This is a genomic window from Sulfitobacter noctilucae, from assembly GCF_000622365.1.
Classification (GTDB): domain Bacteria; phylum Pseudomonadota; class Alphaproteobacteria; order Rhodobacterales; family Rhodobacteraceae; genus Sulfitobacter; species Sulfitobacter noctilucae.
Genome location: NZ_JASC01000003.1, coordinates 127,939 through 140,962, shown reverse-complemented (window position 1 = coordinate 140,962; position 13,024 = coordinate 127,939). Strand labels below are relative to the sequence as shown.

14 protein-coding genes are annotated in these 13,024 nt (G+C 58.0%); 6 read left to right on the top strand and 8 right to left on the bottom strand.

Going from position 1 to position 13,024, the window contains the following annotated elements:
* Positions 1-142: 142 nt before the first annotated feature.
* Together Z945_RS0103060 and Z945_RS0103055 are read right to left on the bottom strand one after the other, a co-directional pair.
* The gene (locus tag Z945_RS0103060) at positions 143-529 is read right to left on the bottom strand and encodes a nuclear transport factor 2 family protein (protein WP_025050648.1); all 387 of its coding nucleotides are present in this window, start codon (positions 527-529) and stop codon (positions 143-145) included.
* Positions 526-1,110 carry a DNA-3-methyladenine glycosylase I gene (locus tag Z945_RS0103055; RefSeq protein ID WP_025050647.1) on the bottom strand — a complete coding sequence of 195 codons (585 nt, stop codon included), beginning with the start codon at positions 1,108-1,110 and terminating at the stop codon, positions 526-528. Before Z945_RS0103055 ends, Z945_RS0103060 begins: the two co-directional genes overlap by 4 nt.
* Before the next feature lie 128 nt (positions 1,111-1,238).
* Here Z945_RS0103055 and Z945_RS0103050 point away from each other — a divergent pair, with 128 nt between their 5' ends.
* The 5 genes from Z945_RS0103050 to yddG all read left to right on the top strand — a co-directional run bounded on the left by Z945_RS0103050 (position 1,239) and on the right by yddG (position 6,314).
* Positions 1,239-2,078, top strand: a complete 840-nt coding sequence (locus Z945_RS0103050; protein ID WP_025050646.1) for an EAL domain-containing protein — start codon at positions 1,239-1,241, stop codon at positions 2,076-2,078.
* A gap of 140 nt (positions 2,079-2,218) precedes the next feature.
* Entirely contained in the window at positions 2,219-3,394 is a 1,176-nt protein-coding gene (locus Z945_RS0103045) for an acetyl-CoA C-acetyltransferase (RefSeq protein WP_025050645.1), read from the top strand.
* A 73-nt stretch (positions 3,395-3,467) separates the two neighbouring features.
* The gene (gene phbB / locus Z945_RS0103040) at positions 3,468-4,190 is read left to right on the top strand and encodes an acetoacetyl-CoA reductase (RefSeq protein WP_025050644.1); all 723 of its coding nucleotides are present in this window, start codon (positions 3,468-3,470) and stop codon (positions 4,188-4,190) included.
* A gap of 310 nt (positions 4,191-4,500) precedes the next feature.
* Complete coding sequence (gcvA, locus tag Z945_RS0103030) at positions 4,501-5,433, top strand: transcriptional regulator GcvA (protein ID WP_025050643.1); 933 nt, start codon at positions 4,501-4,503, stop codon at positions 5,431-5,433.
* Positions 5,434-5,438: 5 nt separating this feature from the next.
* Positions 5,439-6,314, top strand: coding sequence for an aromatic amino acid exporter YddG (yddG, locus tag Z945_RS0103025; protein ID WP_025050642.1), 876 nt, complete (start codon positions 5,439-5,441; stop codon positions 6,312-6,314).
* Here the strand turns inward: yddG and Z945_RS20210 are convergent.
* The 3 genes from Z945_RS20210 to Z945_RS0103010 form a co-directional block, all read right to left on the bottom strand.
* Positions 6,311-6,475, bottom strand: a complete 165-nt coding sequence (locus tag Z945_RS20210; RefSeq protein WP_081780940.1) for a YdcH family protein — start codon at positions 6,473-6,475, stop codon at positions 6,311-6,313. The two genes, yddG and Z945_RS20210, sit on opposite strands and share 4 nt — an antisense overlap.
* A gap of 110 nt (positions 6,476-6,585) precedes the next feature.
* Entirely contained in the window at positions 6,586-7,338 is a 753-nt protein-coding gene (locus Z945_RS0103015; protein WP_025050641.1) for a tRNA1(Val) (adenine(37)-N6)-methyltransferase, read from the bottom strand.
* Positions 7,335-7,550 (bottom strand): putative signal transducing protein, encoded by a 216-nt coding sequence (locus tag Z945_RS0103010; RefSeq protein WP_025050640.1) that lies wholly within the window; start codon positions 7,548-7,550, stop codon positions 7,335-7,337. Before Z945_RS0103010 ends, Z945_RS0103015 begins: the two co-directional genes overlap by 4 nt.
* Before the next feature lie 69 nt (positions 7,551-7,619).
* On the opposite strand from Z945_RS0103010, the gene Z945_RS0103005 reads away from it, so the two are divergent.
* A complete protein-coding gene (locus Z945_RS0103005) occupies positions 7,620-8,618 on the top strand; it encodes a polyprenyl synthetase family protein (RefSeq protein WP_025050639.1) in 999 nt (332 codons plus the stop codon).
* Here Z945_RS0103005 and Z945_RS0103000 read toward each other — a convergent pair.
* From Z945_RS0103000 to Z945_RS0102990, 3 genes are all read right to left on the bottom strand, one after another.
* The gene (locus Z945_RS0103000; protein ID WP_025050638.1) at positions 8,611-9,477 is read right to left on the bottom strand and encodes a 4-(cytidine 5'-diphospho)-2-C-methyl-D-erythritol kinase; all 867 of its coding nucleotides are present in this window, start codon (positions 9,475-9,477) and stop codon (positions 8,611-8,613) included. The genes Z945_RS0103005 and Z945_RS0103000 overlap by 8 nt on opposite strands.
* Positions 9,467-11,185 (bottom strand): tetratricopeptide repeat protein, encoded by a 1,719-nt coding sequence (locus Z945_RS0102995; RefSeq protein WP_025050637.1) that lies wholly within the window; start codon positions 11,183-11,185, stop codon positions 9,467-9,469. The genes Z945_RS0103000 and Z945_RS0102995 overlap by 11 nt, the downstream gene beginning before the upstream one ends.
* 157 nt (positions 11,186-11,342) lie before the next feature.
* The gene (locus Z945_RS0102990) at positions 11,343-12,992 is read right to left on the bottom strand and encodes an electron transfer flavoprotein-ubiquinone oxidoreductase (protein WP_025050636.1); all 1,650 of its coding nucleotides are present in this window, start codon (positions 12,990-12,992) and stop codon (positions 11,343-11,345) included.
* Between the last annotated feature and the right edge of the window lie 32 nt (positions 12,993-13,024).

The following is a 13,024-nucleotide window of genomic DNA, read 5'->3' as shown; positions in this document are numbered from 1 at the left end:
AGGGCGTTGTCCTCTGGCCGAAGCCCGACAGGAGTCCTCTTGCGAGGCCCACCAACACCAATGAAGTCGCGCTTATACGGCGGTACGGTGAGGAGTCAATGGGCCAAACCGAGATGCTGAAGGGGTAACGATCAGGCAGGCCTTAGAACATCCCGTTATCGTTCACGGAATGATCCGGAATGACCTGCAACACATCCCAATGCTCTACCACTTTACCATGCCCGTCGAACCGAAAGATATCCATACCGGCATAATCATCTGAACCCGGCCAGGTCTGATGGCAATGCAATACGACCAGATCATCCTGGGCAACCGTTCGCACAAAGCGGACATGTTTGCCGGGATAGTCGGCGGCCATCCGTTCGAAATAGGCGATGAACGCCTCCTTGCCGTCGCCCACATGGGTGTTGTGCTGGATATAGACATCGCCCGCAAACTGCTCGATGGCTGCACGCGGCCGACGCTCATTGAACATCATCTCGTAGAATGCCTTGGCAGTGGCTGTATTGGCATCGGGGTTTTGGGTCATAATACAGGCTCCTGTCTGGCGAGTGTCGCACAGGTGGCGCGCTGCGGGCAGGTTACCAGATGGTCGTTGATCAACCCGCAAGCCTGCATCCACGCATAGACAATTGTCGGGCCGCAGAATTTAAACCCCTCTTTCTTCAAATCCCTTGAAATTTTTTCGGTCAACGCCGTCTTGGCAGGGACATCTGCCAACGTCGGCCAGGCGTTCTGCAACGGGGTGCCGCCGACATAACCCCACATGAAACGGTCAAACCCCACGCGCTGCTCAACCCGCTGCCAGGCACGGGCATTGGTGATCGTAGCCTCGATCTTGCCCCGGTGGCGAATGATCCCCGCGTCGCCCAGCAAACGCTGCACTTCCGGCTCTCCCCAGCCGGCGATCACATTCGGATCGAAACCCTTAAATGCTGACCGAAAGTTTTCGCGTTTCTTCAGAATCGTGATCCAGCTTAGCCCCGCCTGGAATCCGTCAAGGATCAGCTTTTCCCACAAGGCGCGACTGTCATATTCGGGCACGCCCCATTCAGTGTCATGATAACGTTCGTAAATCTCTTCAGGCCCTGCCCAGCCGCATCGCTCCATCATCGCTCTCCGCTGTGTCAGAACCGGTCCATGTCGGGACGGTTACAAATCATCACAAATTCCGGCTTTAACACCGAATTATCACTTCGCCGCCATGTTGGCTGCGCAACAATCGAAAGTAAATCACCGTGGTCAGCCGTTTCAAACGTCTTCGTGCCGATGTCCCGCCGGGGGCGGATAATCCGCTTAGCTTTGCTGTTTCCCAGCGAGACAACGACACGATTTCAATGGTGTCCGAGGCTGTTGCCCACCGGCAGACCCTTTTGGCCTACCAGCCGGTTATGCGCGCCAGCAACCATAGCAAAGTTGCCTTTTACGAAGGATTGATTCGCGTTCTCGACCCCACCGGACGCGTGATTCCGGCACGCGAATTCATGCCTGCAATTGAAGATACAGAGTTGGGCCGTGAAATTGACGTGCTGGCCCTGCGCATGGGGCTTCAGTCTTTGCGCCAGAACCCCGGCCTGCGCTTGGCAATCAACATGTCCGCCCGGTCCATCGGATTCAGCGCATGGAACAAAATGCTGCACCGCCATCTGAAACAAGACCCTACTTTGGGTGAACGCCTGATCTTGGAGATTACGGAAGGGTCTGCCATGCAGGTGCCGGAGCTTGTCGTCGATTTTATGGACGAACTTCAGCCCCATGGTGTCTGTTTTGCCTTGGATGATTTCGGTGCCGGGTATACCGCAATCCGTTATTTCAAGGACTTCTACTTCGACATCCTCAAGATTGACGGCCAATTCGTACGAGGCATTGCTGGCAATCCCGACAACCGCGCCATCACCGCAGCGCTCCTGTCCATCGCTGTACATTTCGACATGCTGACGGTGGCGGAAAACGTCGAATCCGCCGCTGATGCGGCACTGCTGACAGAAATGGGCGTCGACTGTCTACAAGGGTATTTTTTCAGCGCTCCAACAACGCAGCCTGCGTGGTTGCCCAAAGCGCATGCGCAGGCCGGCTGACCCCCAACGGCAAACCGGCGTTGTTGCCGGTCAGAAGCGCATCATGTAGACTTTCCCGCAGAAGGTGGGGGAGTCGCGCAGTGCCAAAGTTGCACGGCGGGTCACTTGTTCCTCTGCCAAGCAAAGAGGAACGCACATCTATGACTAATGTCGTCATCGCATCCGCCGCACGCACCGCCGTCGGCAGTTTTGGGGGGGCCTTCGCCAACACCCCCGCCCATGATCTGGGTGCTGCCGTGCTAAAAGAACTCATCGCCCGCGCCGGTGTTGATGCCGCAGATGTCTCGGAAACCATTTTGGGTCAGGTGCTGACCGCCGCGCAGGGGCAGAACCCCGCACGTCAGGCGCACATCAACGCCGGTCTGCCGCAGGAAGCTGCTGCGTGGTCAATCAACCAGGTTTGCGGATCCGGCCTGCGTGCTGTTGCTTTGGGTGCCCAGCATATCCAGTTGGGCGATGCCAACATTGTCGCAGCTGGTGGTCAGGAAAACATGACCATGTCCCCTCATGCACAATCCATGCGCGCCGGACAAAAGATGGGCGACATGAAGCTGATCGACACGATGATCAAAGACGGCCTTTGGGACGCGTTCAATGGCTACCACATGGGCCAAACAGCCGAAAACGTTGCCGAGAAATGGCAAATCAGCCGCGACCAGCAAGATGAATTCGCTGTCGCTTCACAGAACAAGGCCGAAGCCGCGCAAAAGGCTGGCCGTTTTGCCGACGAGATTGTCGCCTATACCGTGCCCGGGCGCAAAGCCGATATCGTTGTGGATCAGGACGAATACATCCGCCACGGTGCCACTATGGAAGCAATGCAGAAACTGCGCCCCGCTTTCACCAAGGATGGCTCCGTAACCGCAGCAAATGCGTCGGGCCTGAACGACGGTGCCGCGGGCGCCTTGCTCATGAGCGTTGATGAAGCCGAAAAGCGCGGCATCGAACCGCTGGCGCGAATTGCCTCTTATGCCACTGCGGGTCTGGACCCGTCGATCATGGGCGTTGGCCCGATCTATGCCTCCCGCAAAGCGCTGGAAAAAGCCGGCTGGAAGCCCGAAGACCTTGATCTGGTCGAGGCGAATGAAGCCTTTGCCGCACAGGCCTGTGCCGTGAACAAAGACATGGGCTGGGACCCTTCAATCGTCAACGTCAACGGTGGTGCGATTGCCATCGGGCACCCCATCGGCGCCTCCGGTGCGCGCATCCTAAATACCCTTCTGTTTGAGATGAAGCGTCGCGATGCCAAAAAAGGTCTGGCCACTTTGTGCATCGGTGGCGGTATGGGTGTTGCCATGTGCCTTGAGCGCCCCTAAACAGATTGAGCGCGCAACATAGTTGCGCGCTCAACATACAAGAAGCAATAACATTACCAACCGGAGGAAACCTATGTCCCGCGTCGCACTTGTAACCGGAGGCAGCCGAGGTATCGGTGCCGCCATCTCCAAAGAATTGAAAGAAGCAGGTTATTCCGTTGCTGCGACCTATGCGGGCAACGACGATGCCGCCGCCGCCTTTACCGAAGAGACGGGCATCAAGACATACAAGTGGAATGTGGCTGACTATGACAGCTCCAAAGAAGGTATTGCCAAAGTAGAGGCCGACCTTGGCCCGATCGAAGTGGTCGTTGCAAATGCGGGCATCACCCGCGACGCCCCTTTCCACAAGATGACGCCCGAACAATGGCACGAGGTGGTCGACACGAACCTTACCGGCGTGTTCAACACTGTGCACCCCGTCTGGCCCGGCATGCGCGAGCGCAAGTTCGGTCGGATCGTTGTGATTTCCTCGATCAACGGTCAGAAGGGTCAATTCGCCCAGGTGAACTATGCCGCGACCAAAGCAGGCGATCTGGGTATCGTCAAATCCCTGGCCCAGGAAGGCGCACGCGCCAACATCACCGCCAATGCAATCTGCCCCGGCTATATCGGCACGGATATGGTAATGGCCGTCCCTGAAAAAGTGCGTGAAAGCATCATCGCACAGATCCCTGCGGGCCGTCTTGGCGAACCCGAAGAAATCGCGCGTGCGGTGAAATTTCTCGTGGCCGATGACGCGGGCTTTATCAACGGCTCGACCATCTCGGCCAACGGTGCGCAATTCTTTGTCTGATCTGGCGCACTGCCAATAAAAAGGGCGGCTCTGAACGAGCCGCCCTTTTTTTATCCCGTAAGAAGCCTGCAGACTTCAGCGGGAAGCTTTGCCCCGGAACCAAGCCCATGCGGCCTTCATCGCGGCGGCACGTTCTTCATGTGCGTTCAACATTGCGTTGCGGGTTATTCGGTTTGTCGTCGCCTCGGTCATGGCTCAAATCCTTTGCGCTGTGGCATCAGTGTTTCTCAATTGAGATATATATGCGCCTATGCCTGCCATCTGACAAACGAGACTTTCCAACGATTAAGTTAAGCTGTACTTAACTGACATGCCTGCACACTTGCCCCCCCTCACCGCCCTTCGCGCCTTTGACGCTGCAGCGCGGCATATGTCCTTTGCCAAAGCAGCCGAAGAATTGAACGTGACACCCGCCGCCCTCAGCTTCCAAATGAAATCGCTGGAGGATCATTTGGGGGCCTCTCTCTTTAATCGCCTCAACCGCGCAGTAGAGTTGACGGATGCGGGCCGCGCCCTGGCACCTGATGCCAAAGAGGCCTTCGAGTTGCTGACCCGCGGCTGGCGTGCGGCGCAGCGCACACAAGACCACCAATCGCTGACGGTGACGGCAGGCCCAGCCTTTACCGCCAAATGGCTGGCCCCGCGCTTGTTTGAATTCGCGCAGGAACATCCCGAGATCGAACTGCGCTTTGCGGCTTCGCTACGGGCGATGGACCTGGCGCGGGACAATGTCGATGTGGCGATCCGCTTTGGCTACGGACCCGATCCGGGGCTTTATTCGATCCCGCTTGCAGAAGAATGGGTCACGCCTGTGATGCTGCCGGAACTGGCCAGCAAATACCCCACTCCCGCCAGTCTTTCCTCTGCGGTGCTGCTGACGGACGAATCGATGGATTTTCTAGACCCGCCTACCGATTGGGCCGCATGGTCAAAGGCGATGGGTATCCCGCCTTTGATCCCAAACGGGCCAAAGTTCTCACAGGCAGATCACGCCCTTGACGCAGCCCTCGCCGGTACCGGCGTTGCCCTTGGCCGCCGCGCTTTGGTGATTAAGGACCTAGCAGAGGGGCGGTTGGTGGCCCCTTACGGCACCGCCCTGGGAACGGGTGCCCGGTTCCGGTTTCTCTGTCCCGAAGGCAGCGAGACACGCCCCCAAATCGAAGCCTTTCGTCAATGGATTTTCCGTGAAATAGACAAGACCGCGCATATCTCGAACGCCATGCGCATGCTGGACAGGAAATAACCCACATGACACAGAACCGCGCCACCGCCATCGGCTTTATCGCTGTGCTGCTTTGGGCGCTGCTCGCGCTTTTTACTGTTGGCTCTGCCCCCGTGCCGCCCCTGTTACTGAACACGCTCTGCTTTGCGATCGGCGGAACGCTGGGGCTGATCTGGGCAGGCGCGACCGGTGCACTACCAAATCTGCGGCGGATACCGTTCAAGGTATACCTCTTTGGGACCATTGGACTTTTCGGCTACCATGCGCTGTACTTCTCGGCGTTGCGTCTGGCACCCGCTGCTGAAGCGGGCTTGATTGCCTATCTCTGGCCGCTACTGATCGTCATCTTCTCTGGTCTGCTGCCGGGGGAACGTCTGCGGTCCGGGCATTTGATTGGCGCGGCTATCGGGTTTATCGGTGCAGGGGTGCTTTTGCTCGGCGGTGACGCGGGCTTTGCCTCGCAATACGCCGGCGGCTACGCGCTCGCGTTTCTCTGTGCGCTGACCTGGTCCGGGTATTCCGTGTTGTCACGCCGTTTGGGTGACGCGCCGACGGCCACTGTTGCGGTGTTCTGTCTTGCCACCGCCGCGCTGTCATTGCCGCTGCATCTGATGTTCGAGCAGACGGTCCTGCCTGATACAGCGCTTGGCTGGGCGTCAGTGCTGGGTTTGGGCCTTGGCCCCGTCGGGCTGGCATTTTTCGTCTGGGATATAGGGGTCAAGCAGGGCGATATCCAACTGCTTGGAACAAGCTCTTATGCGGCACCGTTGCTCTCGACGCTGGTGCTGGTACTGGCTGGAGTGGCCGCCCCAAGCATGAATTTGCTTTGGGCGACGCTGTTAATCACTGGCGGTGCTTTGATCGCTGCACGCGCCAGCCGTCGTCAGAAAACTTTAACCTAACTCGAAAGCCGACTGATTTCCTCTTTCAACCGCAGCTTTTCTTTCTTCATGGTTGCAACTTCCAGATCATCGACACCGGGGGCGCGTTGTGCCGTCTCGACGGCCTCGCTCATCGCCTGGTGCTTCCGCTTGAGGGTCTCCAGATGTGCAGTAAGAGCCATATAATCCTCCATGATGAATGTTTAGATCTTGAGTGAATCATAAACGGGCGCTTCTGTCACGCCGCTGTGCAGCATAGGCCGGTAGTTGGTTACTATCCGCTTAACGCCGCTTAAAAATCCAGCGCGGCCCCGTCACGAAGGACCGCCGCAATCTCCGGCTCATAGCTGTCAGGCCCACCTATATGATGATTCCCGTTATGCAGTACCTTTGTGGGGTGCAGCTTAAAGGCCGCACGCCCGTTCTTACGCGCCCGCAAAATGATGCGATCGGGTGCGCGGCCTTCTCGCGATGCGAAAGGCTGTACTTCGACACTGCCCATCCCCGAAGGCAAAGCCGCCAGAAGGTCCGGTAAGCGCTCTGTCAGATGGATAAAATGCATCTGGCCTTTCGGGGCCAACCGCCTGGCCGCCGTGCGGACCCAAACCGCAAGCGGCGTTTCTGCGCCATGTGCAGCCTCGCGCGCTGCATCGTCCGATGCAACAGAGGCCGCTCTGTCATAATAGGGCGGATTGGCCAGAACGTGGTCAAATTGTCGCTGGCGAAGATCGGCAGGCAACGCGGCAAGATCCGCTTCAACGACCTCCAGCCCTTCCTTGCCATTACGACGTGCAAGGGCTGCAAAACGCGGATCCCGCTCGACCCCTGTTAGCACAAGCCCCGGCACGCGGGCCCCGAGGCACAGCACCGCCGCACCGACACCGCAGCCCAGCTCCAACACGCGCTGACCTTTTTTCGCTTGAACACAAGCACTTAGGAGAACCGCATCAATTCCGGCGCGATACCCCTGACGGGACTGGTAGAGGTGCAGCAGCCCACCCAGAAAGGCATCGTGGGTCAGATCGCCTTCGTCCAATTCGGTCACAGGCCTAACGGGATGTCGTTGTCACGCAACACACGTGTCGCCGCATCATGTTGATCGGGGTGCACCATCAATCGGCGCGGAAAAATTCCGATGCCGCCCTCAAGGACGCTCATGTTTACGTCCATCTCGAAGCAGTCTATATCCTCCCCCCGAAGAAGCGCTTGGGCAAAGGCAATAATCGTCATGTCTGTGGTGCGTAATAGTTCCTTCATATCAACGGTGTGGGCCATATTGCCCGTTTTGTCGAGCCACAGCAGTAAGCAACAGATAGGGTCATCTGGATGAACACGGACACAATCGCCAAACCCCATGATCGCCTCGCCGCGCATCTGACCGACGACATGGACAAGGTGACTGCGTTGATCCGCGAGCGGATGGCGTCAAAACACGCGCCGCGCATCCCCGAAGTGACCGCGCATCTGGTTGAGGCCGGAGGCAAGCGTCTGCGCCCCCTGATGACATTGGCAGCGGCGCGGATGTGCGGCTATGACGGCCCTTACCATGTGCACCTGGCTGCCACCGTTGAGTTTATCCACACTGCGACACTGCTACACGACGACGTGGTAGACGAAAGCGAACAGCGGCGCGGGCGGCCGACGGCGAACCTGTTGTGGGACAACCAGTCTTCGGTGCTGGTGGGCGATTACCTCTTTGCACGATCTTTTCAGCTGATGACTGAACCGGGGTCGATGCGGGTGATGCAGATTTTGTCAAACGCCGCGGCGACCATTGCCGAAGGTGAGGTGCTGCAACTGACGGCGGCGCGCAATCTGGCAACGGATGAAAGCGTTTACCTGCAAGTGGTGCGTGGCAAGACCGCCGCGCTCTTCTCCGCAGCGACAGAGGTCGGCGGTGTCATCGCCGAAGCGCCGGATGCTCAGGTGCAAGCACTGTTCGATTATGGAGATGCGCTTGGGATCGCGTTCCAGATTGTTGATGATCTTCTGGATTATCAGGGCAATACTGGTGCGACGGGCAAGAATGTGGGCGATGACTTCCGCGAGCGCAAGCTGACACTGCCAGTGATCAAAGCCGTTGCAAAAGCCGATGCCGAAGAGCGCGCTTTCTGGGTGCGCACCATTGAAAAAGGCCGTCAGGAAGATGGCGATCTTGATCACGCCTTGGTGCTGCTCGACAAGCACGGCACATTGGCTGCGACGCGACAGGATGCACTGGCTTGGGCGGACAAGGCCAAGGCAGCACTCGCCCCCCTGCCCGCCCACGACATCAAGGACATGCTGATTGATCTGGCCGATTATGTGGTGAGCCGGATCAGCTAGACCCGGTGATCCCCGCGGCCTGCACCCACCATTCAGGGTGCTGGCGAGACAAGCCATCAGCAGCATCTTCGGCGGCTTTGCGTGTGCGGAACCACCCCCAGCATGTGCTGCCCGACCCCGACATTTCCGCGATGGTTGTGTAGCTTTGTAGCGACTCCAGAACCTTGCTTATAACTGGCGCAATCTGGTCGTCACACGCGACCTTGGTCAGATCATTGCGCTCCCCCAAAAGCCAGGTTTCAAATTTGACCAAATCCTTATCGAACCAGAAGTCTGCTAACGGCGGATTTTCCACTGGATACAACGCATCATGCACCTTGAACGCATCCTGCGTCGAAACTGGAACACCGGGATTGACGAGGACCAGCCAACCTTCGGGCACACCATTCGCCGGCTCAAGAACATCACCGATGCCGCGCATGAACATGGGCCGGGGCGCGGCAAGACAGACCGGAATGTCAGCGCCCAAGGGCAGCGCTTCCTGCGCTGTCAGCGGGTGCACATCCCATAGGTCCGCCAAAACGCGAATGGTGGCCGCCGCATCGGAAGAACCGCCGCCAATACCGCCACCATGCGGCAGATACTTATCAAGGTGAAGCGCCGCCCCTCTGGTCAGGCCGCGCAGATCGCGCAACCGCTGTGCCGCTTTCAAAACCAGATTGCTGCCATCTACAGGCACACCCTTGGCAAAAGGGCCAGCGACGGTCAGGGATAGGGTGTCATCCGGCACGGCCTCAATGCGGTCACCGACATCGGCAAATACCACAAGCGAGTCGAGCAGATGATAGCCATCGTCCCGCAGACCCGTCAGATGCAGCGCCAAATTGATCTTGGCCGGTGCAAAGCCTCTAGATGTCATTGCTCAGCTTCAGGGGTGGCGCGCCTTCTTCTTCCAACACCGCGTCCAATCCGATCTCGAGCTTGCGCCGGATGCGTAGGGGGTCCGCTTCGCCATCCGCGTCGTCCTCTTCGATAAAGGACAATGCGCGGCTCCACTGGAACTCGGCCTCGCGGTTTCGGCCCACCGCCCAATAGACGTCACCCAAATGGTCATTCACCACCGGATCGACTGCCAAAAGCTCGACCGCGCGTTCCATTTGGACCACAGCTTCCTCATAGCGGCCGAGCCGATAGAACACCCAGCCCAGCGAGTCGACGATGTATCCGCTGCTGGGGCTGGCAGCGACCGCGCGTTCGATCATGTTCAGCGCTTCTTCGAGATTGCGGTTCTGTTCGACCATCGAATAGCCGAGATAGTTCAAAACCTGCGGCTGTTCGGGGTTCAGTGCGAGTGCGGCACGGAAATCGGCTTCCATTTCGATGTCATTGCCAGCGCGTTCGTTCGCGATACCACGCGAATAGTGGAGCACCCATCGTACAGGTGCTGTCTCCGGGGCGCGTTCGATCGCACGGTCATAGGCGGCGATGGCCGCGTCATAATCGTCTTGTCCCCGCAACATATCGCCCAAGGTGGAATGCACCACTGCCAGATCACCATGGGTACGGGCCAGCTGTTGAAGAACCTCGATAGCCTGATCGTCTTTGCCGCTTCGACGCAGGGCATCTGCCCGACCTAATTCAGCAACATGAAAGGCAGGGTCATCGGCGGAGACAGAGCCGTATTCCTCGATCGCCAATGCATTCTGATCAAGCGTTTCCAACAACCCTGCCGTCAGCAAAAGCGCATCCACATGATCCGGGCGTAGATAGCGCGCGATGCGGGCGTAGAGCAGGACATAGTTATCTGCCGCTGATTCAGCACGCAGCACCGCCGCGAAAGTAAAGAAAACCTCGGCAATGCCGGATTTTGCATCCTCGACATGGGTAAAGGGCATCGGTTCACGCGCTTCAAGGATCCTGATCATACGCTCCAGCTCGGGATCCGTGGCGTCACCGAAACTTGTGCTTAGGACTTCCAGCGCATCCTCGTATCGCTCAAGCTGTGCCAGCACTTCGACATGCGCCATCACCCCCCGGCGTGTCTGGCCCGCAGCACCAGCCCCTGTCGCGGCAAAGATCGCCTCGGCCCCTTCGTAATCACCGACGCTCGCCAGCGCCAATGCCTTGTGGTACATCACAAAGCCTTCCAGACCCGCTTCTTCGCTTAACGCATCGAAAGATGCCAGCGCAGAGGTGACATCGCCCGCACCGACCTGCGCCCAGGCTTTGACAAGCCCGTCAACCCAAGGGCCGATCCCGTCTGTTGTGGTCTCACTTGAGATCAGAGCTGCAAAGTCTTCGGATTGCGCCATATCCGCGATCATTGCCAACCGCGCGACCTGCGAGGTCTGGTTTTTTTCCTCAAGCATCCGCGCCAAAGGTGCCGCTTTCTCCAACTCACCAAGCGAGATCAGCGACAGCACCGTGCTTTCCAGCAGTTCGACGTTGCCACTGTCTTGCGCAAGTGCCTGGGTGTAGAAGCGTGCAGCCTCGCGAAAGTCGCTGTTGACCGCGGCATGCCGACCCGCCAGATATCCACCCGCTTCGGACTGTGCGGCGGCTCGGGGAACAATGGCCGTGCTGATCAACAAGGCAGCGGCCACGCCGGTGAGCATTCTTTTATACATCGTAAACCGCCTCATCTGCTTTTGCGCAAAGCTAACATGTCTTGGCCCAAGCGCAATGGGACGTGGGGGGCATGACATCTATGTGAGCGGAACGCTGCGCCAGACACGAAAAAGGCGGGGACCTGCCCCGCCTTTTAAACCCGTGCCGCGAACGCGATCACATGTTTGGGTAATTCGGCCCATCGCCACCTTGTGGCGTCGTCCACACGATGTTCTGCTTGGGGTCTTTGATATCGCAGGTTTTGCAATGCACGCAGTTCTGGAAGTTGATCTGGAACTTGGTGTCAGCGCCTTCTCCAACGTATTCATAGACGCCCGCAGGACAATACCGTGCTGATGGACCGGCATAGACGGGCAGGTTTACTTCAACCGGCAGGGACTCATCCTTCAGCTTCAAATGCGCCGGCTGGTTCTCTTCATGATTGGTAAAGGAGAATGCCACATTGGTCAGCCGGTCAAAGCTCAGCTTGCCGTCAGGCTTGGGATAGGTAATCTCTTTGTGCTTGGCGGCAGGCTCTGTCGCCTCAGCATCGGACTTCCCATGGCTCATCGAACCTAAGAGCGACGCGCCGAACAGCGTTTGGAACCACATGTCGAACCCGCCGATGGCGAGCGACGCGGTCAGCCCGAACTTTGACCACAACGGCTTGACGTTACGGACTTTTTTAAGGTCGCGACCAATGGCACCCGCGCGCACCTCTGCTTCGTACTCTGGCAATTCATCGCCCGAACGGCCCGCCTTGATCGCTTCATGCGCGGTTTCCGCCGCGATCATACCGGACAGCATGGCGTTATGGTTGCCCTTGATGCGTGGCACATTCACCATACCGACCGAACAGCCCAGCAAAGCCACACCGGGGGCCGTCATTTTCGGCATCGACTGCCACCCCCCTTCAGTGATGGCCCGTGCGCCATAGGCGACACGCTTGCCGCCCTTCAGCAACTCCGCCACCATTGGATGATGTTTGAACTGCTGGAATTCCATGTAGGGGAAGACATGCGGGTTTTTGTAGCCAAGGTGGACCACAAAACCGACATAGACCTGATTGTTATCAAGGTGGTAAATGAACGAACCGCCGCCCGCTTTCTTCTCCAAAGGCCAGCCCATCGTGTGGGTCACAGTGCCTTCTTTATGCTTGGCCGGGTCAATCTCCCAGATTTCCTTCATTCCAAGGCCGTATTTCTGCGGCTCTTTGTCCTTCCCCAGATCGAACTTTTCGATCACCTGCTTGGACAGGCTGCCGCGCACGCCTTCTGAAAGGAACACATATTTACCGTGCAACTCCATGCCAGGCTCGTAACCGTCACCTTTAGTCCCATCGGGGTTCTTGCCGAACTCACCTGCAACGACACCTTTGACTTCACCATTCTCGCCATAGACAATCTCGGAACAGGCCATGCCGGGGAAAATCTCGACACCCAGTTCTTCGGCCTGTTCCGCCATCCAACGACACACATTCCCCATCGAGACAATGTAATTGCCGTGGTTGTTCATCAGTGGGGGCATCGGGAAGTTAGGCACACGCAACTGTCCAGCCTCGCCCAACAAATAAAAGTTGTCTTCTTTCACAGGCACGGTGATCGGCGCGCCGCGCTCTTTCCAGTCAGGAATCAACCGGTCGATGCCGATCGGGTCCAGCACCGCACCCGACAGGATGTGCGCGCCCACTTCGGATCCTTTTTCAAGCACCACCACATTGCAATCAGCGTCCAACTGTTTAAGCCGGATCGCGGCGGACAAACCGGCAGGGCCAGCTCCGACGATGACGACATCGTATTCCATTGCTTCGCGTTCGGTCTCGGCCATGATTGAAATTCCCTCAGAGCAAAATCATCCAG

Coding starts and splice junctions, on each gene's coding strand:
- Z945_RS0103060 (WP_025050648.1), bottom strand. CDS start 529: ATGACCCAAAACCCCGATGCCAATACAGCCACTGCCAAGGCATTCTAC.
- Z945_RS0103055 (WP_025050647.1), bottom strand. CDS start 1,110: ATGGAGCGATGCGGCTGGGCAGGGCCTGAAGAGATTTACGAACGTTAT.
- Z945_RS0103045 (WP_025050645.1), top strand. CDS start 2,219: ATGACTAATGTCGTCATCGCATCCGCCGCACGCACCGCCGTCGGCAGT.
- phbB (WP_025050644.1), top strand. CDS start 3,468: ATGTCCCGCGTCGCACTTGTAACCGGAGGCAGCCGAGGTATCGGTGCC.
- gcvA (WP_025050643.1), top strand. CDS start 4,501: ATGCCTGCACACTTGCCCCCCCTCACCGCCCTTCGCGCCTTTGACGCT.
- yddG (WP_025050642.1), top strand. CDS start 5,439: ATGACACAGAACCGCGCCACCGCCATCGGCTTTATCGCTGTGCTGCTT.
- Z945_RS20210 (WP_081780940.1), bottom strand. CDS start 6,475: ATGGCTCTTACTGCACATCTGGAGACCCTCAAGCGGAAGCACCAGGCG.
- Z945_RS0103010 (WP_025050640.1), bottom strand. CDS start 7,550: ATGAAGGAACTATTACGCACCACAGACATGACGATTATTGCCTTTGCC.
- Z945_RS0103005 (WP_025050639.1), top strand. CDS start 7,620: ATGAACACGGACACAATCGCCAAACCCCATGATCGCCTCGCCGCGCAT.
- Z945_RS0103000 (WP_025050638.1), bottom strand. CDS start 9,477: ATGACATCTAGAGGCTTTGCACCGGCCAAGATCAATTTGGCGCTGCAT.
- Z945_RS0102995 (WP_025050637.1), bottom strand. CDS start 11,185: ATGTATAAAAGAATGCTCACCGGCGTGGCCGCTGCCTTGTTGATCAGC.
- Z945_RS0102990 (WP_025050636.1), bottom strand. CDS start 12,992: ATGGCCGAGACCGAACGCGAAGCAATGGAATACGATGTCGTCATCGTC.